This is a genomic window from Streptomyces bauhiniae, assembly GCF_004784475.1.
GTDB classification, from domain to species: domain Bacteria; phylum Actinomycetota; class Actinomycetes; order Streptomycetales; family Streptomycetaceae; genus Streptomyces; species Streptomyces seoulensis.
Genome location: NZ_SRRT01000003.1, coordinates 479,904 through 500,318, shown reverse-complemented (window position 1 = coordinate 500,318; position 20,415 = coordinate 479,904). Strand labels below are relative to the sequence as shown.

Annotated in this window: 20 protein-coding genes; 7 read left to right on the top strand and 13 right to left on the bottom strand. The window is 71.8% G+C overall.

The features are described 5' to 3' along the window. Position 1: 1 nt before the first annotated feature. The 3 genes from efeU to efeO are packed head-to-tail and all read right to left on the bottom strand — an operon-like array spanning position 2 to position 3,255. On the bottom strand, positions 2 to 844 hold the full coding sequence (efeU, locus tag E5083_RS12325) for an iron uptake transporter permease EfeU (RefSeq protein WP_135785681.1): 843 nt from the start codon (positions 842 to 844) through the stop codon (positions 2 to 4). A gap of 3 nt (positions 845 to 847) precedes the next feature. Continuing rightward, a complete protein-coding gene (gene efeB / locus E5083_RS12320) occupies positions 848 to 2,101 on the bottom strand; it encodes an iron uptake transporter deferrochelatase/peroxidase subunit (RefSeq protein WP_135785680.1) in 1,254 nt (417 codons plus the stop codon). 17 nt (positions 2,102 to 2,118) lie between these two features. After that, complete coding sequence (efeO, locus tag E5083_RS12315; RefSeq protein ID WP_135785679.1) at positions 2,119 to 3,255, bottom strand: iron uptake system protein EfeO; 1,137 nt, start codon at positions 3,253 to 3,255, stop codon at positions 2,119 to 2,121. A gap of 214 nt (positions 3,256 to 3,469) precedes the next feature. Between efeO and E5083_RS12310 the strand changes: the two genes are divergently transcribed. After that, positions 3,470 to 4,114, top strand: coding sequence for a PhzF family phenazine biosynthesis protein (locus E5083_RS12310; RefSeq protein ID WP_135785678.1), 645 nt, complete (start codon positions 3,470 to 3,472; stop codon positions 4,112 to 4,114). Between the two features lie 4 nt (positions 4,115 to 4,118). On the opposite strand, the gene map is transcribed toward E5083_RS12310, so the two are convergent. Beyond that, positions 4,119 to 4,976 carry a type I methionyl aminopeptidase gene (gene map / locus E5083_RS12305; protein WP_135785677.1) on the bottom strand — a complete coding sequence of 286 codons (858 nt, stop codon included), beginning with the start codon at positions 4,974 to 4,976 and terminating at the stop codon, positions 4,119 to 4,121. 59 nt (positions 4,977 to 5,035) lie between these two features. Here map and E5083_RS12300 point away from each other — a divergent pair, with 59 nt between their 5' ends. After that, positions 5,036 to 5,266, top strand: a complete 231-nt coding sequence (locus E5083_RS12300) for a hypothetical protein (RefSeq protein WP_135785676.1) — start codon at positions 5,036 to 5,038, stop codon at positions 5,264 to 5,266. Between the two features lie 64 nt (positions 5,267 to 5,330). On the opposite strand, the gene E5083_RS12295 is transcribed toward E5083_RS12300, so the two are convergent. Then, the gene (locus tag E5083_RS12295; RefSeq protein WP_135785675.1) at positions 5,331 to 5,927 is read right to left on the bottom strand and encodes a hypothetical protein; all 597 of its coding nucleotides are present in this window, start codon (positions 5,925 to 5,927) and stop codon (positions 5,331 to 5,333) included. A gap of 128 nt (positions 5,928 to 6,055) precedes the next feature. Between E5083_RS12295 and npdG the strand changes: the two genes are divergently transcribed. Together npdG and E5083_RS12285 are read left to right on the top strand one after the other, a co-directional pair. After that, a complete protein-coding gene (gene npdG / locus E5083_RS12290; RefSeq protein ID WP_135785674.1) occupies positions 6,056 to 6,793 on the top strand; it encodes an NADPH-dependent F420 reductase in 738 nt (245 codons plus the stop codon). Between the two features lie 65 nt (positions 6,794 to 6,858). After that, entirely contained in the window at positions 6,859 to 7,047 is a 189-nt protein-coding gene (locus E5083_RS12285) for a hypothetical protein (protein WP_135785673.1), read from the top strand. Here the strand turns inward: E5083_RS12285 and E5083_RS12280 are convergent. After that, on the bottom strand, positions 7,037 to 7,837 hold the full coding sequence (locus tag E5083_RS12280) for a site-2 protease family protein (RefSeq protein WP_135785672.1): 801 nt from the start codon (positions 7,835 to 7,837) through the stop codon (positions 7,037 to 7,039). The genes E5083_RS12285 and E5083_RS12280 overlap by 11 nt on opposite strands. Before the next feature lie 151 nt (positions 7,838 to 7,988). On the opposite strand from E5083_RS12280, the gene E5083_RS12275 reads away from it, so the two are divergent. Then, positions 7,989 to 11,282, top strand: coding sequence for an AfsR/SARP family transcriptional regulator (locus E5083_RS12275; protein WP_135785671.1), 3,294 nt, complete (start codon positions 7,989 to 7,991; stop codon positions 11,280 to 11,282). A gap of 42 nt (positions 11,283 to 11,324) precedes the next feature. Here E5083_RS12275 and E5083_RS12270 read toward each other — a convergent pair whose 3' ends face one another. Both E5083_RS12270 and E5083_RS12265 read right to left on the bottom strand, forming a co-directional pair. Beyond that, positions 11,325 to 12,146: an ABC transporter permease gene (locus E5083_RS12270; RefSeq protein ID WP_135785670.1), complete on the bottom strand. Its 822-nt coding sequence runs from the start codon at positions 12,144 to 12,146 to the stop codon at positions 11,325 to 11,327. Further along, on the bottom strand, positions 12,143 to 13,168 hold the full coding sequence (locus tag E5083_RS12265) for an ATP-binding cassette domain-containing protein (protein WP_167513522.1): 1,026 nt from the start codon (positions 13,166 to 13,168) through the stop codon (positions 12,143 to 12,145). Before E5083_RS12265 ends, E5083_RS12270 begins: the two co-directional genes overlap by 4 nt. A gap of 183 nt (positions 13,169 to 13,351) precedes the next feature. Here E5083_RS12265 and E5083_RS12260 point away from each other — a divergent pair, with 183 nt between their 5' ends. Beyond that, positions 13,352 to 13,945: a YdeI/OmpD-associated family protein gene (locus tag E5083_RS12260; protein ID WP_135785668.1), complete on the top strand. Its 594-nt coding sequence runs from the start codon at positions 13,352 to 13,354 to the stop codon at positions 13,943 to 13,945. Between the two features lie 133 nt (positions 13,946 to 14,078). Here the strand turns inward: E5083_RS12260 and E5083_RS12255 are convergent, their stop codons facing one another. The 5 genes from E5083_RS12255 to E5083_RS12235 form a co-directional block, all read right to left on the bottom strand. Continuing rightward, complete coding sequence (locus E5083_RS12255; protein WP_341869867.1) at positions 14,079 to 14,339, bottom strand: 2'-5' RNA ligase family protein; 261 nt, start codon at positions 14,337 to 14,339, stop codon at positions 14,079 to 14,081. Positions 14,340 to 14,529: 190 nt separating this feature from the next. Beyond that, positions 14,530 to 15,744 (bottom strand): MFS transporter, encoded by a 1,215-nt coding sequence (locus E5083_RS12250; protein ID WP_135785666.1) that lies wholly within the window; start codon positions 15,742 to 15,744, stop codon positions 14,530 to 14,532. A 99-nt stretch (positions 15,745 to 15,843) separates the two neighbouring features. Next, positions 15,844 to 16,896 (bottom strand): endonuclease/exonuclease/phosphatase family protein, encoded by a 1,053-nt coding sequence (locus E5083_RS12245; protein ID WP_135785665.1) that lies wholly within the window; start codon positions 16,894 to 16,896, stop codon positions 15,844 to 15,846. Between the two features lie 187 nt (positions 16,897 to 17,083). Next, on the bottom strand, positions 17,084 to 17,713 hold the full coding sequence (locus E5083_RS12240; RefSeq protein WP_208754035.1) for a TetR/AcrR family transcriptional regulator: 630 nt from the start codon (positions 17,711 to 17,713) through the stop codon (positions 17,084 to 17,086). A 68-nt stretch (positions 17,714 to 17,781) separates the two neighbouring features. Then, positions 17,782 to 19,365, bottom strand: coding sequence for an MFS transporter (locus tag E5083_RS12235; RefSeq protein WP_208754034.1), 1,584 nt, complete (start codon positions 19,363 to 19,365; stop codon positions 17,782 to 17,784). Positions 19,366 to 19,549: 184 nt separating this feature from the next. Here E5083_RS12235 and panB point away from each other — a divergent pair, with 184 nt between their 5' ends. Next, the gene (panB, locus tag E5083_RS12230) at positions 19,550 to 20,413 is read left to right on the top strand and encodes a 3-methyl-2-oxobutanoate hydroxymethyltransferase (RefSeq protein WP_135785664.1); all 864 of its coding nucleotides are present in this window, start codon (positions 19,550 to 19,552) and stop codon (positions 20,411 to 20,413) included. The last annotated feature ends 2 nt before the right edge of the window (positions 20,414 to 20,415 follow it).

The following is a 20,415-nucleotide window of genomic DNA, read 5'->3' as shown; positions in this document are numbered from 1 at the left end:
CCTACTTCGCGGCGCCGGCGGCCGGCTCGCCCGTACGCCCCGGCACACGGGCGGGCAGCAGGAACACCGTCAGCACCGGCACCAGATACAGCAGCCACACCACGAGCTGGACCACCGTGGGGTCGGGCTGGAAGTTGAACACACCCTTCAGCAGCGTCCCGTACCAACTGTCCGGCGGAATCGTGTCGCTGATGTCGAAGGCGAGGTTCGTCAGCCCCGGCACCCAGCCCGCCTCCTGGAGGTCGTGGACGCCGTACGCGAGGACGCCCGCCGCGACCACGACCAGCATCCCGCCGGTCCAGGTGAAGAACTTCGCCAGGTTGATGCGCAGCGCGCCCCGGTAGAACAGCCACCCCAGCAGCACCGCCGTGGCGATGCCGAGCGCGACGCCGATCAGCGGGCGCGGAGTGCCGTCGCTCGCCGCGTGCACCGACGCCCAGACGAACAGCGCGGTCTCCAGCCCCTCCCGGCCAACCGCGAGGAACGCGGTGGCGACCAGCGCGCCCGTCCCCATGGCGAGGGCCGCGTCGAGACGGCCGTGCAGCTCGGACCTGAGGTGCCGGGCGGTGCGCCGCATCCAGAACACCATCCACGTCACCAGCCCGACCGCGACGATGGACAGCGAGCCGCCCAGCGCCTCCTGCGCCTGGAACGTCAGCTCCTGGGAGCCGAATTCGAGCGCGCAGCCGAAGCCCAGGGCGAGCGCGACGGCGATGGCGATGCCGGTCCAGATCGGCTTCAGCGCCTCCCGGCGGCCGGTCTTGACCAGATAGGCGATCAGGATGCAGACGACGAGCGACGCCTCCAGACCCTCGCGCAGACCGATCAGGTAGTTGGAGAACACGGACTACGCCTCCTTGGAGAACAGCGCCCGGCCCCACCAGTCGTGGGAGTCACGGACACCGGGCGGGACCGCGAAGACCGCCGAACCCACGTGCTGGATGTACTCGTTGAGCGCGTCGTGCGCGGCGAGCCGCCGCTGGAGCGGGATGAACCCCTCGCGCACATCACGCTGGTAGGCCAGGAAGAACAGGCCCGCGTCCAGGCGGCCGAGCCCGTCGGTGCCGTCGGTGAAGGAGTAGCCCCGGCGCAGGATGGTGATCCCGTCGTTGGAGTCGGGGTGGGCCAGGCGCACATGGGCGTCCGGCTTCATCGCCTTCAGGAACGGCGCGTCGTGCTCCTTCGCCTTCCCGGCCGGCGCCCCCTCGCCCTTGTCCCGGCCGAACACGTCCTCCTGCTCCTGGAGCGAAGTCCGGTCCCAGGTCTCGATGTTCATCCGGATGCGCCGGGCGACCAGATACGAACCCCCGGTCATCCAGGCCGACTTGGCGTCCCCGTCCGACGCGGACACCCAGACGTGCTGGTCCAGCCGGGCGGTCTCGGTGCCGGCGATGTTGCGGGTGCCGTCCTTGAAGCCCATCAGGTTGCGCGGGGTCTGGGCGTCCGGCGTGGTCGAGGAGGTCTTGCCGAACCCGAGCTGGGACCAGCGCACCGCGACCTTGCCGAAGCCGACGCGGGCCAGATTGCGGATGGCGTGCACCGCCACCTGCGGATCGTCCGCGCACGCCTGCACACAGAGGTCGCCCCCGGTGCGGGCGGCGTCCAGGTTGTCGCCGGGGAACTTCGGCAGATCCGCCAGCGCGGCCGGACGCCGGTCGGCCAGGCCGAACCGCTCGAAGAGGGAGGGCCCGAAGCCCACCGTGAGGGTCAGCCGGGAGGGGCTCAGTCCCAGCGCCTCGCCGGTGTCGTCCGGCGGGGCCTCGGCGAGCCCGCCGTACGCGCCCTCGCCGACCGGCTTCCCGGCGGTCATCAGCCGGGCCGCCGCCGTCCAGTCCTTGAGCAACTGGACGAACTCCGCGCGGTTCTCGGTCTTCACGTCGAACGCGGCGAAGTGCAGCCGGTCCTGCACCGGGGTGGCGATGCCCGCCTGATGGGTGCCGTGGAAGGCGACGGCATGGTCCGGGGCCGCCGACGCCAGGCCCAGGCTGCCCTCGGACAGCGCCACTCCGCCGCCCGCCGCGGCGGCGCCGAGCGCGAGCCCGGCACCGCCCCAGCCGATCAGCGCGCGCCGCGAGGGTCCGCCGCGCTCGTTCTCGGTCATCGCCCTTGCTCCCGTGCCTACTTGACGACCGCGGCCGCGAGCTTGGACAGCGGCTCGGCCAGGGCGTTCACCGCGTCGGACAGCTCCTTGCGCTGGTCCTTGCCGACCCTGTCGTAGGAGACGAAGTCGTAGGAGTCCTTCGCGGGGCGGTACTTGTCCAGCAGCTTGTCCAACGCCGCGAACTGCTTGTCCAGTTCACCGGTGAGCGCGGAGTCGTTCTTGGCGGCGACCGGCTTCAGCAGCTCGTACGCCTTCTGCGCGCCCTCGACGTTGGCCTTGAAGTCGACCAGGTCGGTGTGCGAGTAGCGGTCCTCCTCGCCGGTGACCTTGCCGGTGGCGACCTCGTCCAGCAGCTCCTTGGCGCCGTTGGCCATGGAGGTCGGGGTGATCTCGGCCTTGCCGACCCGGCGCTGCCAGTCCTTCAGGTCGGTGACCAACTCGGCGGCGAGCTTCTTGTCCCCGGCGCCGATCTTCTTGTCCTGCCAGAGGGACTTCTCCAGTCGGTGCCAGCCGGTCCACTTCTGGCCGTCCTCCAGGCCGTCCGCGCGGGTGTCGACCTTGGGGTCGATGTCGCCGAAGGACTCGGCCACCGGCTCGGTGCGCTCCCAGCCGAGCCGCGAGGGCGCGTACGCCTTCTTCGCGGCGTCGAGGTCGCCGGCCTGGACCGCCTTGGCGAAGGTCTCGGCGAGCGGGACCGTCTCGTCGGCCTGGTCCTGGGCGTACTGGCGGTACCCGGCGACCGCCGCGTCCAGCGCCGGGTTCCGCTTGGCGGACTTGCCGGAGCCGGTCACGTCGAGCTTCTGCCGCACGCCGTGGCCCTTCATGCCGGGACGGCAGGCGATCTCGTACGACCCCGCCTTCACCTCGGCGGTCAGCGTGTACTTGGTGCCGGGGCCGATGTTCTCCTTCTCGGAGACGATCCGGTCGTCGGGGAAGACGATCTCGACCTCGGTGGCGCGCGAGCCCTTGTTCTCGATCTTCAGGGTGACCTGGCCGGCCGGCACGGACTTGGCGGAGGTGTCGCACGTGGTGTCGGCGGCGGTGACCTGGATGGCGTCGCCGTCCTTGGCGTCGCTCTTGGCGGTGCACGCCGACAGGGCGGTCAGCGCGGCAGCCGCGGTGGCGGCGATCGCGATCGGACGGACGGCTCGCATAACGGGCTCCATGCGGTCAGGACGGCACGAATCCGCCCATTCGGTTTGGTGAGGCTTGCCTAACTTACCCGAGCCTTAGTCCGCCCGTCCCCGTCCGATACCGGATTCGAACGGCACGAAAAGATCACAGACACGACTTGATGTCGGCGCCCAAAAAACGATCTCAAGCAACAGCAAAGAGCAGCCCAAGCGCCCGCGATGCTTCAATGCACCGGTGACTGACTACGACGTGCTCCGGGTCTTCTGCGGCCCCTCGGGCGGCTACGGGAACGAACTGGGCGTCATCCGCGAGGGCTCGCTCCTGCCCGGCCGGGACGACCGGCAGGCGCTCGCCGCCAAACTCGGCTTCAGCGAGACCGTGTTCGTGGACGACCCCGAGCGCGGAGTGATCGACATCTACACCCCCGCCTCCCGGCTGCCCTTCGCCGGCCACCCCTGCGTCGGCACCGCCTGGCTGCTCGACGTACCCGAACTGGTCACGCCCGCCGGGGAGGTCGGCACCCGGCTGGACGGCGAGTTCACCTGGATCGAGGCCCGCGCGGAGTGGGCCCCGCCGCGCACCCTGCGCCAGTACGCGAGCGCGGCCGAGGTGGACGCGCTGGAGGTGCCGCCGCCGGGGGAGTGGCTCTACGCCTGGGCTTGGGAAGATGAGGCGGCGGGCCGGGTGCGCGCCCGCGCCTTCCCCGGCCGGGGCGACGGCATCGACGAGGACGAGGCGACCGGCGCGGCGGCCCTGCTGCTCACCGACCGCCTGGGCCGCGCCCTCAACATCACCCAGGGTCGCGGCTCCCAGCTCCTCACCGCCCCCCAGCCGCACGGCTGGGTGGAGGTCGGCGGCCGGGTGGTGCTGGAGCGCTGACGCCTCAGGGGAGGGTCAGGATGTCCGCGCCGGTGTCCGTCACCACGAGGGTGTGCTCGAACTGGGCCGTGCGCTTGCGGTCCTTGGTGACCACGGTCCAGCCGTCGTCCCACATGTCGTACTCGTGGGTGCCCAGCGTCAGCATCGGCTCGATGGTGAAGGTCATGCCGGGCTGGATGACCGTGGTGGCGTGCGGGGAGTCGTAGTGCGGCACGATCAGCCCGGAGTGGAACGACGAGTTGATGCCGTGGCCGGTGAAGTCCCGCACCACGCCGTAGCCGAAGCGCTTGGCGTAGGACTCGATGACCCGGCCGATGATGTTGATCTGGCGGCCGGGCTTGACCGCCTTGATCGCCCGGTTCAGCGCCTCGCGGGTGCGCTCGACCAGCAGGCGGGACTCGTCGTCCACCTCGCCGACGAGATACGTGGCGTTGTTGTCGCCGTGCACCCCGCCGATGTACGCGGTGACGTCCAGGTTGACGATGTCGCCGTCCCGGAGCACGGTCGAGTCCGGGATGCCGTGGCAGATGACCTCGTTGACCGAGGTGCACAGCGACTTGGGGAAGCCCCGGTAACCGAGCGTCGACGGGTAGGCCCCGTAGTCGCACATGTAGTCGTGCGCGACCTTGTCGAGCTGGTCCGTGGTGACACCGGGGGCGATGATCTTCGCCGCCTCGGCCATGGCCCGCGCGGCGATCCGGCCGGCGGTCCGCATCGCCTCGATCGTCTCGGGCGTCTGCACCTCCGGACCGGTGTACGGCGTGGGCGCGGGCTTTCCGACGTACTCCGGGCGGCGGATGTTCCCGGGCACCGGGCGGGTGGGGGAGAGCTCCCCTGGTACGAGCAGCGACTGGCCAGACATGCCAGCGAGTCTAACCAGCGGCGCATGAGGGAACATGAGGGTGGCGAGAGGAGCCGTTGATGTCCGTGTTCAAGAAGCGCACCCAGGGCAAGCCGGGCGAATGGTACTACTGCCTGGAGCACAAGAAGGTCGAGGAGGGCCCCGACTGTCCCGGCAAGGACCGTTTCGGTCCCTACGCCTCCCCGGACGAGGCGCGCCACGCGATGGAGACCGCCCGCGAGCGCAACGTCGACTGGGAGACGGACCCGCGCTGGCACGACACCCCGGCCGACGAGTCCGACAAGGACTGAGACAGCTCTCTTGCACGTGACCTTCGGGCCGCCCCTGCCGCTGGTGGGGGCGGCCTCGCGTTGCTCACCAGGGTGCCGCGGGTGGTGCCGTCAGCGTCTCCGCCAGCCGGGACAGCCGATCCCTGAACCCCCGGCGGGCCCTGGGCGGCCCCGCGTTCTCCCCGGCCGCCGCGCTCACCAGGTGCTGCACGCTGTCCAGGTCCAGCTCCGCGCCGTCCGGCACCGCCAGCGTCTCGTGGGCCATCGCCGCCAGCTCGCCGCCGCCCGCCCCCAGCGTCAGTACCGTCACCCCGGCCCGCCGCGCGCTGTGCACCCGCTCCAGCAGCTCGGCCGGTTCCTGAGGCGCCACCACCAGCAGGGTCTCGCCGCGCCGGGCCTCCGCGATCCGGCCGGGGCCCACCGCCAGATGCGCCGGGTCACCGGGGCGGGCGTGGTGCCGGACCAGGGTGGGGGCCAGCTCGGGCGTGCCGGACCAGGCGGCCTCGTCCACCAGGTGCGCGGCCAGGTGCCAGGGCTCGTACTCCTCGGTGCCCGCCAGCAGCAGGCCGCCGCCGTGGGCCGTCACCGAGCCGCGCAGCACCCCCGCGAACCGCCGGGTGGCGCCCAACCACTCGGTCCCGGCGAGCACTTCGCGCAGCAGCGCGACCCGTACGGCGTCCATGCGGCCGCATCCTGCCGCAACCGGTCACTCCCGCACCGCAGTTCACTCGCGGTTCACCCCTGCGGGTAGCGCGTGACGCGGCCCACCCTCGCCGGGTACGGGCGCCCCTGCGGACGTAGAGTCGGCCCATGACCTCCAGCGACAGCGCACAGCAGAGCGGTACCGGTTCCGCCAAGGACCCCGCGAAGGCCCCCGCCAAGGACCCCTGGGACCTGCCCGACGTCTCCGGGCTGACCGTCGGCGTGATCGGCGGCACCGGGCCGCAGGGCAAGGGCCTCGCCTACCGGCTCGCCAAGGCCGGCCAGAAGGTGATCGTCGGCTCCCGCTCCGCCGACCGCGCGCACGCGGCCGCCGGGGAACTGGGCCACGGCGTCGAGGGCGCGGACAACGCCGAGACCGCGCGCCGCAGCGACGTCGTGATCGTCGCCGTGCCGTGGGACGGCCACGCCGACACCCTGAAGTCGCTCCGCGAGGACCTCGCGGGCAAGCTCGTCGTGGACTGCGTCAACCCGCTCGGCTTCGACAAGCAGGGCGCCTACGCGCTCACCGTCGAGGAGGGCAGCGCCGCCCAGCAGGCCGAGGCGCTGCTCCCGGACTCCCGCGTCACCGCCGCCTTCCACCACCTCTCCGCCGTCCTCCTGGAGGACCCGGAGATCGACGAGATCGACACCGATGTGATGGTCCTCGGCGACAAGCGGGCCGACACCGACATCGTGCAGGCTCTGGCGGGGCGCATCCCCGGCATGCGGGGTGTCTTCGCCGGGCGGCTGCGCAACGCCCACCAGGTGGAGGGGCTGGTCGCCAACCTGATCTCCACCAACCGCCGCTACAAGGCGCACGCCGGGCTCCGCGTCACCGACGTGTGACAGCGGCCCGGCCCGATGGGGGACACTGGTCGGCGTAGCAGTGTCCCCCGACAGGAGCCGACCCCATGCCCCGCATCGCCCTCGTCACCCTCGCCGTCTGCGTGCTCGCCGTGGCCGCCGCCGTCGTGTCCTTCGTCCAGGGGAGCTGGCTGGGGATCGTCTGGGTGCTGCTGGCGGGCCTGACGTCCAACATGACGTTCCTGGCGATCCGGCGCGAGCGGGCCAAGTCCGGCACCGGTTCCGCTACGGGATGACCGAGCACACCTGCGGGGTCTCGGTCCAGAAGCGGTACAGGTAGTAGCCGCAGTCCGAGAAGGCGCCGTCCACGCCCAGCGCGCTCAGCAGGGCGTAGATCACGTCGAAGAAGACCCGGTTGACCGAGGGCACCCACAGCAGCGCGAACACGATCAGCAGGCCGAACGGGGCGATCGGCTCCACCTGCCGCTTGATCCCGTTCGACAGCCAGGGCTCGATCACGCCGTAGCCGTCCAGGCCCGGTACCGGCAGGAAGTTCAGGATCGCCGCCGTGACCTGGAGCAGCGCGAGGAACGCCAGCGCGTACCGGAAGTCGCGCGGGACACCGTCCAGCGCGTGCAGCCAGAACGGCGCCGTGCACACCGCCGCGAACAGCACATTGGTCAGCGGACCGGCCGCCGAGATCAGGCTGTGCCGCCAGCGGCCCCTGATCCGGCCCCGCTCGATGAACACCGCGCCGCCCGGCAGACCGATCCCGCCCATGATCACGAACAGCACCGGCAGTACGACGCTGAGCAGGGCGTGCGTGTACTTCAGCGGGTTCAGCGTCAGATAGCCCTTGGCACCGATCGAGATGTCCCCGCTGTGCAGGGCGGTACGGGCGTGCGCGTACTCGTGCAGGCACAGCGAGACGATCCACGCGGCCGTCACGAACAGGAACACCGCGAGCCCCGGCTGCGCCGCGAACCCCGTCCAGGTCGCCCAGCCCGTCACCGCCGCGATGGCCACGATTCCGGCGAACACGGGACTGATCCGGCGGTCGCCGGCACGCGAGAGGGCGGTGGTCATGGGGCTCCTGCCTACGGATAAGTGCTGGGGGTCGACCGTACCGGTGATGTGGGGGGAACGTCCCGGCCCCGCCCCCGGGTTCCGGGCCGCGCGCGGGCCGGTTCACGTCTCCGTGAAACCCGGAGGCGCCCGGGCCGCGTCCCCAGGGACAATGGACCCCGTGCGCTATCGGCTTCTCGGCACCACCCAGGCTCTCCGTCCGGACGGCACCCCCGTCCCCGTCGGCGGCGCGCGGCTGCGCGCCCTGCTGACGGTGCTCGCGCTGCGCGCGGGGCGGACCGTACCGGCCGGGGTGCTGGTCGACGAGGTGTGGGGGGCCGACCCGCCCGCCGACGCGCCGGGCGCCCTCCAGGCGCTCGTCGGGCGGCTGCGCCGGGCCCTCGGGGCCGACGCCATCGCCTCCGTCGACGGCGGGTACCGGCTCACCGCCGCCCCGGACGACGTGGACCTCGCCCGCTTCGACCGGCTCACCGGCGACGGCCGCCGCGCCCTGGACGACGCCGACCCCGCCAAGGCCGCCGTCCTCCTCGACGACGCCCTCGCCCTGTGGCGCGGGCCCGTCCTCGCCGACCTGCCCGACCGCACCGCCGACGCCGCCCGCTGGGAGACCCGCCGGCTGGACGCGCTGCGCGCCCGGCACACCGCCGCGCTCGCCCTCGGCCACGCCGAGTCCGCCCTCCCCGAGCTGGCCGCGCTGTGCGACGAGCACCCCCTGGACGAGCCCCTGCAGGCCCTGCGGCTGCGCGCCCTGCGCGACACCGGCCGCACCGCCCAGGCGCTGGCCGCCTACGAGGACGTACGGCAGCTCCTCGCCGACCGGCTGGGCTCCGACCCCGGCGCCGAGCTGCGCGCGCTGCACACCGAGCTGCTGGCGGACACCGGGCCCGAACCGGTGACGCCCGCCCCGGCTGCGTCTGCCGCTTCTGCCGCGCCCCGGCCCGCGCCGGGGAACCTGCCCGCCCGGCTGACCTCGTTCGTCGGCCGGGAGTCCGACATCGATGCCATCGGCGCCGACCTCTCCGGCTCCCGCCTGGTGACGCTGCTCGGGCCCGGCGGCGCGGGCAAGACCCGGCTCTCCATCGAGGCCGCCGAGGCGGTCCGGGACACCGCGCCCGACGGGGCCTGGCTCGCCGAACTCGCGCCCGTGGACGACCCCGACGCCGTACCGCAGGCCGTACTCACCGCCATCGGCGCCCGCGAGACCGTGCTGCACGGCGCGGGCGTCGACAGTGTGCGCGCGGCCTCCGACCGCTGGGGCGACCCCGTCGCGCGGCTGGTGGAGCACTGCGGACGGCGCCGGATGCTGATCATCCTGGACAACTGCGAGCACGTCGTGGACGCCGCCGCCCGGCTCACCGAACGTCTGCTGGCCGACTGCCCGCAGCTCACCGTCCTCGCCACCAGCCGCGAACCGCTCGGCGTACCGGGGGAGTTGCTGCGTCCGGTCGAGCCGCTGCCCGAGCCGGTCGCGCTGCGGCTGCTCGGGCATCGCGGCGCGGCCGCCCGGCCCGGCTTCACGGTGGCCGACGACCCCGAGGCGTGCGCCGAGATCTGCCACCGCCTGGACGGCCTGCCGCTGGCCATCGAGCTGGCGGCCGCCCGGCTGCGCATGCTGACGCCACGTCAGATCGCGGACCGGCTGGACAACCGGTTCCGGCTGCTCACCTCGGGCAGCCGTACCGTACTGCCCCGCCAGCAGACGCTGCGCGCGGTGGTCGACTGGTCCTGGGACCTGCTCGACGCCGACGAACGCGAGGTCCTGGGCAAGCTGTCGGTGTTCGCGGGCGGCTGCGACCTGGCCGCCGCCGAGGCCGTCTGCGGGCCCGTCGCGCTGGACGCGCTGGGCTCCCTGGTCGACAAGTCCCTGGTGGTGGCGGCCCCTTCGGCCGGTTCCGGGATGCGCTACCGGCTGCTGGAGACCGTCGCCGAGTACGCCGCCGAGCGGCTGGACGAGAGTGGCGAGCGCGCCGCCGCCGAGCGCGCCCACCTCACGTACTACCGCGAACTCGCCCGCACCACCGACCCGTTGCTGCGCGGCCGCCACCAACGCGAGGCGATCGAACGCATCCAGGTGGAGTACGAGAACCTGCGCACCGCCCTCCGCCACGCCGTCGCCCTGCGTGACGAGCAGGAGGGGCTGTGCATGGTGCTGTCCCTGCTCTGGTACTGGCAGATGCGCGACCAGCGCCTGGAGGTACGGGCCTGGTGCGAGGAGGTCATGGCACTCGGCCCCGACCCGTTCAAGGAACCGGCCGCGCCCGCCGAGCCGGTGTGGCGGCGCAGCACCGAGAACCCGCCCCCGCTCACCGGCGAGGACCTCGCCGAGGCCCGGCGCGGGCTGCATCTGGCCCATCTGGCCTGCATGGACACCGACATGGAGGCGTGGCAGAGCCCGGCGGCGCGGGACAAGCTGACCGTCGTCACCGAGGTCTACCGCCCCGGCCTGCCGCAGACCTGCCGCTCGCCCGGCATGCTCTGGTGGTTCGCGGAGATGCTCGTCAACGGCGTGGGCCGGCTGCCCGAGATCACCGACGCCACCGTACGCACCTGCCGGGAGACCCCCGGCTACGAGTGGGAGCTGGCCGGAGCCCTCCAGACCCGCGCCAACCTGCTGGCCAACCGGGCCACTTGGGCGGGCGACGCCACCCGCGACGCGGACGAGGCGCTGGAGATCTACCGGCGTCTCGGCGACGACTGGGGGCTGGCCGAGGCGCTGTCCGCGCGCGGCGAGGCCCATGAGCGCAAGGGCATGTACCGGGAGGCCGCCGCCGACTACGAGGGCGCCATGGCGCACGCCGAGCACCTCGGCGCCCGCGCCCAGATGGCCGTCCTCGGCGCCCGCCTCGGCAACGTGCTGATGGAGGCGGGGGAGGAGGAGCGCGGCGAACGGCTGCTGCACGAGGTCGTGCACGAGCTGGACGGCCGGCACAGCGAGGCCATGCCGGTGGCCCGGCTGCATCTCGCGTCCTGGCTCCTGGCCACCGGCCGCACCGCCCAGGCGCGGGCTCAACTCACCCTGCTGCGCGAGGAGTTCGTCCTCTCCCGGTTCATCGTCTTCGACACCATGATCCTGGCGCAGGAAGCCTGGCTGGACGCCGAGGAGGGGAACTTCGAGCACGCGCTGGAGGGCGTGCGCCGGGCGCTGGAGCTGGCCGGTGACTCGCTGTGCGAGGTGGTCGTCCCGCAGATGCCGACCGTCTGCCTCACCGTCGCCGCGCTCGCCCTGGCCCTCGTCCCCGACGGCTCCCGCGCCCTGGACGCCGCCCGCTGCCTGGGCGCCTCGTCGGCCCTGATGCCGGAGGGGCATCTGCGGCCGCAGGTGGAGCAGCGGTCGTACGACCGGGCCGCGGCGCGTATCCGTGAAGTGCTCGACGAGACGGCGTACCGCGCCGCGTACGCCGAAGGCGGTGGCCTCTCCCTCGTGGAGGCCACCGCCCTGGTGTGAAGCCGGTTCACAGTGAACCGGAGAACTGTGCGTCGGTGAACGTCAGGTCTTGGTGCGGAACTTGTGGATGGCGACCGGTGCCATCACGGCGGTGATCGCCACCGACCAGGCGACCGTGACCCACAGGTCGTGGGCGACCGGGCCGCCGACCATCAGACCGCGCGCCGCGTCGGCGAGCGTGGACAGCGGGTTGTAGTCGGTGAACGCCTGCAGCCAGCCGGGCATCGACTTGGTCGGCGCGAAGATGGACGAGCCGAACTGGAGCGGGAACAGCACCAGGAAGCCCATCGCCTGCACGGACTGCGCGCTCTTCATCACCACGCCCAGGGTGAGGAAGACCCACATGATCGAGGACGCGAACAGCGTGGCAAGTCCCACGGTGGCGAACAGCCCCGGCCAGCTCGTGATGTCGAAGCCGACCAGCACGGCGACGACCATCAGCACGGCCGTGGCGAACAGCATCCGGCCCAGCTCCACCGCGAGCTTGGCGAACAGCACCGAGCCCCGGCCGATGGGCAGCGAGCGGAACCGGTCCATGACCCCGCTGTTGAAGTCCTGGCTGAACCCGGTGCCGACGCCCTGCGACATCGTCATGCTCATCATCGCCAGCATGCCGGGGATGACGTACTGCACATACTGCTCCTGGCCGCCGCCGAGGGCCTGGCCGATGGAGCCGCCGAACACGAACACGAACAGCAGGGTGAAGACGACGGGCATCAGCAGCGCGTCGAACATCGACTCCGGGTCCTGCTTGATCCACAGCAGGTTGCGGCGGACGAGGGCGCCGGTGTGCCGCAGGTGGCCGCGCAGGGTGATGCGGGAGTCCGCGAGCGGTACGGGCGGGACGGTCGTGGTGGCGCTCATACGGCGACCTCTTCGCGGGAATCGGCGGGCGTGGCGTCCTGCGGGGCACTGGCGCGGTGGCCGGTGAGCGAGAGGAACACCTCGTCCAGGCTGGGGAGTTCGGTGACGATGGAGGAAATGGTGATGCCGCGCGCGGTGACCGCGCCGACGACCGCGGTGAGCTGCTCGTCGCTGAGGATCGGCACCAGCAGGGTGCCGGTCTGGTGGTCCACGGTGGTGGTCGCCAGGCCGGTGATGCCCAGCTCGTCCAGCGTGGTGGCGAGCGGCTCCAACTGGAGCGGGTCGACGGGGCGTACGCGCAGGGTGCGGCCGCCGACCTTCGCCTTCAGCTCCTCGATCCGGCCGCCGGCGATGACCTTGCCCCGGTCCACCACGGTCAGCTCGGAGGCGAGCTGCTCGGCCTCCTCCATGTACTGGGTGGTGAGCAGCACGGTCACGCCCTCGCCGACCATCGCCTTCACCTCGTCCCAGACCTCGTTGCGGGTGCGGGGGTCGAGGCCGGTGGTGGGCTCGTCCAGGAACAGCACCTGCGGGCGGCCGATCATGGAGGCGGCCAGGTCCAGGCGCCGCCGCATGCCGCCGGAGTAGGTGGAGGCGGGGCGCTTGGCCGCCTCGGTCAGGGAGAAACGCTCCAGCAGCTCGTCCGCGCGGCGGCGGGCGTCCTTGCGGGACAGGTCCAGCAGCCGGCCGATCATGTACAGGTTCTCCCAGCCGGGCAGCTTCTCGTCCACCGAGGCGTACTGCCCCGTCAGCCCGATCACCCGGCGCAGTTGCCGGGGCTGCCGCACCACGTCGTACCCGGCCACGAGCGCCTCGCCGGCGTCCGGGGTGATCAGGGTCGACAGAATCCGTACGAGGGTGGTCTTCCCGGCGCCGTTCGGCCCGAGCACCCCCATCACGGTCCCCTCCCGGACCTCCAGATCCACCCCGTCCAGCGCCTTGGTCTCGCCGTAGTGCTTGACCATCCCCCGCACGGACACGGCGGAACGGCCGCCGCCGGGGTTCTCATCGATTCGCGTCATGAGGAGGACTGTGCCAGGGGGCACCGACAATCCACCGACAGACGGCCGACAGCGGGGCAGGATGACGGGATGGTCACGCTCGAGACTCCCCGCGCGCTGGATTCGTGACGGCAGCGTCCGTGACGAGGAGCAGACTCGCGGCGGGATTCGGGCCGCGCCGAATGCGTCACGACGATCGGACGGGTGTGGTTCGCTGCTCGGGTGACCCAGGACTTGGAGACCGTCGCGTTCGTATCCGCCGAGGCATTCGAGGCATGGCTCGGCGAGAACCACGCCGTCTCGCCCGGCATCTGGCTCAAGCTGCGCAGGAAGGCCCCCGGAGTCGTCGCGCTGGACTACGCCCAGGCTCTCGAGGTGGCGCTCTGCTACGGCTGGATCGACGGCCAGAAGGCCAAGCTCGACGACCAGTGGTGGCTCCAGCGGTTCACCCCGCGCACACCGCGCAGCAAGTGGTCCAAGGTCAACCGGGAGAAGGTGGCCGCCCTGACCGAACAGGGCCGTATGCGCCCACCGGGACAGGCCGAGATCGACCGCGCCAAGACGGACGGCCGCTGGGAGGCGGCCTACGACGGCACGAAGACCGCCACCGTGCCGACCGACCTCCTGACAGCCCTGACCGCCGCCCCGGCCGCGGCGCAGTTCTTCGAAAACCTGGACCGCCAGAACCGCTACGCCATCCTGTACCGGGTCCAGGACGCCAAAAAACCCGAGACCCGGGCACGCCGGATCGAGAAGTACGTGGCGATGCTGACGAGGGGCGAGAAGCTGCACCCGTAGCCGAGCGCTATCGCTCGCTTGCGCGGGCACCGCCCACCTGCGGGCCGACCAGGAGGCCGAGGGGGCGGCCGACTGGCGGATCGACAGTCTGATGGACCTGCTCGCCGTGGTCGGCCGCTGAAACACATCCGCGCTACCCCAGGGGCACGGTGGCGAAGGTCTCCCACTCGTACATCTCGTTGTCCCGGTGGATGACGATCAGCTCGGCGCTGCTCACCCGTGCCCTAGCGGGGCTGAACTCCCGTGCGGCGAGGGCTTCTTCAACGGGTGCGGCCGGACCGTCGCTCGCGCTGTAGGCCACCGAGACGTGCGGCCTGAAGCCGGTGGCACTCTCGGGCACCTCGCCCAGTACGTCACCGATGGCACCCCGGATCGCCCCGCGAACCGCGTCCACGGACCCGGGGGGAAGCGCACTGAACGCTGCGCGCCGTGCGGCCCGCGCGCCAGCGGAGCCGGGCCTCGCCAATACGGCCCCCTCCGCATCACGAAACTGGACGACCCTGAGGACACCTGGCATGCAGAAGGCCCCGTACACCCCCTGTGGAAAGGGATGAACGGGGCCTCAAGCCGTAAGTCGGCGGGGATCAGCGGTGCACCTGCTCCTGCGTCTCCGGAACATGTGCCGCCACCAGCCGCCCCGCAGGCGCGCCCGCCCGCCGTCGGTCCACCCCGTACGCGACGCCCGCGACACCGAGGCCCAACACCGCCAGCACCGCCCCCGCCAGCGCAGGCGACGTCGCGCCGAAGCCCGCTGCCAGGGCGAGGCCCCCGATCCACGCGCCGCCGGCGTTCGCGAGGTTGAAGGCGGCCTGGTTGGCGGAGGAGGCGAGGGAGGGGGCGGCGGCGGCCTTTTCCATGACCATGAGCTGGAGGGGGGAGCCGGTGACGAAGGCGGCCATGCCGAGCAGGGCGACTCCGAGGGCCGCACTCCACTCGGCGCGCATCAGCACCGGGAACAGCGCGAGGACGACGCCGAGCGCGGCGAGCCCGCCGAACAGCGTGCCCCGCATCGCGTGGTCGGCGAGGCGTCCGCCCAGCAGGTTGCCCGCGGTCGCGCCGACGCCGAACAGCGCCAGCAGCAGCGTCACGCTGGCCGGGGCGAACCCGGCGGAGTCGGTCAGCATCGGGGTGACGTAGCTGTACGCGGCGAACAGCGCGCCGAAGCCCGCGACCGTCGTACCGAGCGCCAGCCACACCGGCAGGGACTTCAGCGCGGCCAGCTCGTGACGCAGCCCCGCCGCCGTGGCGTGGGTGTGGTCGCGCGGTATGAGCAGGGCCAGCGCGGCGATCGCGGCCAGGCCGATGGCGCTGACCCCGAGGAAGGTGGCCCGCCAGCCCATGTGCTGGCCCATGAGCGTGGCCACGGGCACACCCGCGACGTTGGCCACGGTCAGCCCCAGGAACATCAGGGACACCGAGCGGGCCTTGCGCTCCGGCGCGACCATGCCGGTGGCGACGACCGCGCCGACGCCGAAGAAGGCACCGTGCGGCAGGCCGCTCAGGAAGCGGGCGGCGAGCAGGGACTCGTAACCGGGGGCGAACGCGGAGAGCGCGTTGCCCGCGACGAACACGGCCATCAGGCCGATCAGCACCGTGCGGCGGGACATCCGGGCGGTGACCGCGGCCAGCAGCGGAGCGCCGATGACCACGCCCAGCGCGTACGCCGAGACCAGGTGTCCGGCGGTCGGGATGGATATGTGCAGGTCGTCCGCGACGTCGGGCAGCAGGCCCATCATCACGAACTCGGTGGTACCGATGCCGAAGGCGCCCACGGCAAGGGCGAGCAGGGCCAGGGGCATGAGGGGACCTCTCAGAACGAAAGTGCCGTACAGGGCTCAGGGGGAATCTTCTATGTTCCCGTACGGAACAAAGTCTTTCAAGGCCAGTATTCCTGCGGGTTACGAGGGCATGTCGAGCTTCACACGAGCCGCCACCGGAAGATGGTCGCTGCCGGTGCGCGGCAGGGTCCAGGAACTCTCCGGCTCGACCCCCTTGACCATGATCTGGTCGATCCGGGCCATCGGGAACGCGGCCGGCCAACTGAACCCGAACCCGCTGCCCGCCGCGCCCTGCGTGGAGCGGAGCTGGGAGGTCACGGCGTTGAGCGAGCGGTCGTTCATCGTGCCGTTCAGATCACCGAGCAGCACCACCCGCGTGAGCGTCTCGTCCGCGATGGCCTCGCCCAGCGCGTCGGCGCTCTTGTCCCGCTGCCGGGCGGTGAACCCGGCCTCCAGCTTCACCCGCACCGAGGGCAGGTGGGCGACGTACACCGCGACCAGCCCGTCCGGCGTGGAGACCGTGGCCCGCATCGCCCGCTTCCAGCCGAGCTTGATGTCGACCGGCTCGACCTGGCTCATCGGGTACTTGCTCCACAGCCCGACCGTGCCGACCACCGAGTGGTAGGGGTAGGTGGCCTTGAGCGCGGAGGAGTACACCGGCACGGCGGAGGCGGGCAGCTCCTCCAGGGCGACCATGTCGGCGCCGGAGGCGGAGACGTCGCGGGCGGTGGCGGCCGGGTCCGGGTTGTCGGCGTTCACATTGTGGGTGGCCACGACCAGGTCGCCGCCGGTGCCCGACTTGTCGGAGAGCAGCAGCCCGCCGAACAGGTTCAGCCAGACGATCGCCGGGAGCAGCACCGCGATCAGCGCGGTGGCGGAACGGCGGACGAACCCCAGCACCAGCAGCACCGGGATCGCCAGGCCCAGCCAGGGCAGGAAGGTCTCGATCAGGCTGCCCAGGTTGCCGAGCCGGTTCGGGATGCGCGAGTGCACCACCATCACCAGTGCCAGCAGCAGCGCGAGCACGGCGGTGACCAGCCCGCGCCGCCAGATGTGCGGGTCTCCGCGCCAGCCGCCGAACAGGCGGTGCGCCAGGCGCCGAAGCCGGGACACTGGTCGCTCGGGCCCCGAGCCGCCGTTGTCCGTCTCCGTCATGTACGCCTGCTGCGCCATACCGTGCCTCACTGCCTGCCGTGCACTCCGTCATCCCCCCGTGTGTCTGTACGACCCTAGGGGATGCCGGGCTCCGTTCCGCCGTCCCATGACGGCCGTTCGGAAGTCGAGGACGTGCGAGGCGGCGCGATCAGTTCCGGAAAGGCCCTCCACACGGGGTTTCTGTGACGAAACCCGCACATCCGGGCTACGGCGCCGGGGGCCTGACGGGCCGTAGGCCGGCGAGCAGCGTGTCGACGATCTCCTCCGCGAGCCCCTCCGGGAGGCCGGCGTCGGGGCGCAGGACGGTGCGTACGAGCATGGCACCGACGAACATGTCGTTGGCCAGCTCCGCGTCGATGTCGGTCCGCAGTTCCCCGTCCCGCTGGCCCCGGCGCAGCACGTCCAGGGCGAGGGCCCGCCGGGGCGCTATGACGCTCGCCTCGTACGCGGCCCAGATGCGGGGGCTGCACTTCGCCTGGACGTAGACGTTGTGCATGATCGCCGAGGACCGGCTGGCCAGTCCCCGGCGGCGCAGGGTCTCCAGCAGGACGACGAGGTCGTCGCGCATGGAGGTGCCGGGGAGTTCCGGGTCGGGGGGTTCGGCGGCGCGCATGACGTCGACGAACAGTTCCTCCTTGCCGCTCCACCGGCGGTAGATCGTGGCCTTGCCGACCCCGGCGGTACGGGCGACCCGCTCGATGGAGAGGTCGGCCAGCGGTACGCCGTCCTCCAGGAGCTTCATCACGCCCTCGATGATGGCGCGCTCCACGGCCTCGCTGCGGGGCCTGCCCCGGGCGGGGGCGGGCTGCGCGGGCGGGTCTGCGGCAAGGCTCACGTCTGTGTCGTCCTCTCGGTGTGCTGCGGAGGATTCTCCCGCAGCGGCAGCCTCCCCCGCCGGGTGACTCAGTCTCCGGTACTGATCAGTTCCGGCTCGCGCTCGCCGGCCTCGGCCGCCGGGGGCCTGCCCGGCAGGAACACGGCGACGACGACGGCACCGATCAGCGCCACGCCCGTACCCCACAGCGCGGTGACGTGCATGGCGTGCAGGAAGGCGTCGTAGGCGGGGGTGACCAGGGCCTGGCCGCGCGGGCCGAGCTTCTCCGCGATGCCGAGGGTGGCCTCGATGGACTCGCCCGCGGTGTCGCGCAGGCCGGGCGGGAGTGCGCCGAGCTTGCCCTCGATGCCGTTGCGGTAGGAGGTGGCGAGCACCGAGCCGAGTACGGCGATGCCGAGGGCGCCGCCGACCTGGCGGAAGGTGTTGCTGAGCGCGGAGGCGGAGCCGGCCTTCTCGCGGGGCAGGGCCTGCATGATGACGACCGAGGTCGGGGTCATGATGTGCGCCATGCCGGTGCCCATGAGGAAGAAGACGACCTCCAGCAGCCAGATGGGCGTGTCCGCCTCGAAGCCGGCGAACGCGGCCAGGGTGGCGGCGATCAGCAGCATGCCCGCGGTGGTGGTCGCCCGGTTGCCGAACCGGTCGACCAGCAGCCGGGCGCGCGGCGCGAAGATCATCTGGGCGGCGGCCAGCGGCAGCATCAGCAGACCGGACTCCAGCGGGGAGTAGCCACGCACGCTCTGGGTGTAGAAGACGCCGAAGAACGTGACGCCCATCAGCGCGAAGAAGACCAGCGCGATGGCGGCCATGGCGGCCGAGAAGACCTTGTTGCGGAAGTAGGTCACGTCCAGCGAGGGGTGGTCGCTGCGCTTCTCGTAGACCACGAAGCCGATCAGTACGACGACACCGGCGATGATCGTGGCCAGCACCTTCGCGTCGGTGAAGTCGGCCAGCTCGCCGCCCTTGATGATGCCGTAGACCAGCAGGACCAGGCCGAGCACGGAGAGCACCACGCCGACCGGGTCCAGGCGGCCGGGCTTCGGGTCGCGGGAGTCGGGGACCAGCCAGACCATCAGGGCGAGGGCGATCAGCACGATGGGCACGTTGATCAGGAAGACCGAGCCCCACCAGAAGTGGTCCAGCAGCGCGCCGCCGGTGATCGGGCCGATGGCGATGGCGAGGCCCACCCCGCCCGCCCAGATGCCGATGGCCTTGGGCTGCTCGGAGCGCTCGAAGACGTTCATCAGCACGGCCAGGGTGGCGGGCATGACGAAGGCGGCACCGAGGGCCATCACCGCGCGGTAGGTGATCAGCTGGCCCGGCGAGCCGGACTCGGCGGCGAGCGCGGAGCCGATGCCGAAGACCACGAGCCCGCCGAGCAGCACCTTCTTGCGGCCGAGCCGGTCGCCGATGAGTCCGGCGGTGAAGAGCAGGCCGGCGAAGACCAGGGTGTACGAGTTGATCGCCCACTCGATCTCGCTCTGCGTGGCGCCCAGGCCGGTGGGCGCCGGGGTGGCGATGGTCTTGATGGCGACGTTCAGGATCGAGTTGTCGAGCACCACGATGAGCAGGCTCAGCATCAGCACGCCGAGGATCGCCCAGCGGCGCCGGTGCACGGCTTCCGGTATCCGGGGGGCAGGGGAGGTTGTCATGTGCCCGATCGTAGGCCCATTTCAATACGGCACCGTCTCGTATCTGAATTCCTTTGCCGAGGTATTGCGCGGCGGGACGCCCGGTGTGGGGCCCCTCTGGCCACCTCCGGCACGAAGTGCCACCATGGAGACGATCCGGGGACGCCGAAAGGGCGCCTCGAGATGAACTGAAGGAGCCGTTGCCATGACGCAGCTCTCGGCTGCCCAGACGAAGCCCTCCGACGGCAAGACGCTGTACGGAGGAAAGGGCACCCGCCGCATCACGGTCCGCGACATCGCCCTCGCCAAGGAGCGGGGCGAGAAGTGGCCCATGCTCACCGCCTACGACGCGATGACCGCCTCCGTCTTCGACGAGTCCGGCATCCCCGTCCTCCTCGTGGGCGACTCGGCGGGCAACTGCCACCTCGGCTACGAGACGACCGTGCCGGTCACGCTCGACGAGATGACCATGCTCTCCGCCGCCGTCGTACGCGGCACCAGCCGCGCCCTCATCGTCGGCGACCTCCCCTTCGGCTCCTACCAGGAGGGCCCGGTGCAGGCGCTGCGCTCGGCGACCCGGCTGGTCAAGGAGGCCGGGGTGGGCGCGGTCAAGCTGGAGGGCGGCGAGCGGTCGCACGAACAGATCCGGCTGCTGGTCGAGTCCGGCATCCCGGTGATGGCCCACATCGGCCTCACCCCGCAGTCCGTCAACGCCATGGGCTACCGGGTCCAGGGCCGCGGCGAGGAGGCGGCCCAGCAGTTGCTCCGCGACGCGAAGTCGGTCCAGGACGCGGGCGCGTTCGCCGTCGTACTGGAGCTGGTCCCGGCGGAACTGGCCGCCGAGGTCACCCGTGTCCTCCACATCCCGACGGTCGGCATCGGCGCGGGCCCGGACACCGACGCGCAGGTCCTCGTCTGGACCGACATGCTCGGCCTGACCTCGGGCCGCGTCCCGAAGTTCGTCAAGAAGTACGCGGCGCTGCGCGAGGTCATGGGCGACGCGGCCAAGTCCTTCGCGGAGGACGTCGTCGGCGGAACGTTCCCCCTCGACGAACACTCCGTCCACTAGCC

Bases quoted from the DNA above. Each gene is read 5' to 3' on its own strand.
- E5083_RS12245 (WP_135785665.1), bottom strand. From the start codon at position 16,896: ATGGCGCAGCAGGCGTACATGACGGAGACGGACAACGGCGGCTCGGGG.
- E5083_RS12270 (WP_135785670.1), bottom strand. From the start codon at position 12,146: ATGAGCGCCACCACGACCGTCCCGCCCGTACCGCTCGCGGACTCCCGC.
- panB (WP_135785664.1), top strand. From the start codon at position 19,550: ATGACGCAGCTCTCGGCTGCCCAGACGAAGCCCTCCGACGGCAAGACG.
- E5083_RS12300 (WP_135785676.1), top strand. From the start codon at position 5,036: ATGTCCGTGTTCAAGAAGCGCACCCAGGGCAAGCCGGGCGAATGGTAC.
- E5083_RS12250 (WP_135785666.1), bottom strand. From the start codon at position 15,744: ATGCCCCTGGCCCTGCTCGCCCTTGCCGTGGGCGCCTTCGGCATCGGT.
- E5083_RS12295 (WP_135785675.1), bottom strand. From the start codon at position 5,927: ATGGACGCCGTACGGGTCGCGCTGCTGCGCGAAGTGCTCGCCGGGACC.
- efeO (WP_135785679.1), bottom strand. From the start codon at position 3,255: ATGCGAGCCGTCCGTCCGATCGCGATCGCCGCCACCGCGGCTGCCGCG.
- E5083_RS12265 (WP_167513522.1), bottom strand. From the start codon at position 13,168: ATGACGCGAATCGATGAGAACCCCGGCGGCGGCCGTTCCGCCGTGTCC.
- E5083_RS12285 (WP_135785673.1), top strand. From the start codon at position 6,859: ATGCCCCGCATCGCCCTCGTCACCCTCGCCGTCTGCGTGCTCGCCGTG.
- npdG (WP_135785674.1), top strand. From the start codon at position 6,056: ATGACCTCCAGCGACAGCGCACAGCAGAGCGGTACCGGTTCCGCCAAG.
- E5083_RS12275 (WP_135785671.1), top strand. From the start codon at position 7,989: ATGGACCCCGTGCGCTATCGGCTTCTCGGCACCACCCAGGCTCTCCGT.
- E5083_RS12235 (WP_208754034.1), bottom strand. From the start codon at position 19,365: ATGACAACCTCCCCTGCCCCCCGGATACCGGAAGCCGTGCACCGGCGC.
- map (WP_135785677.1), bottom strand. From the start codon at position 4,976: ATGTCTGGCCAGTCGCTGCTCGTACCAGGGGAGCTCTCCCCCACCCGC.
- efeB (WP_135785680.1), bottom strand. From the start codon at position 2,101: ATGACCGAGAACGAGCGCGGCGGACCCTCGCGGCGCGCGCTGATCGGC.
- E5083_RS12280 (WP_135785672.1), bottom strand. From the start codon at position 7,837: ATGACCACCGCCCTCTCGCGTGCCGGCGACCGCCGGATCAGTCCCGTG.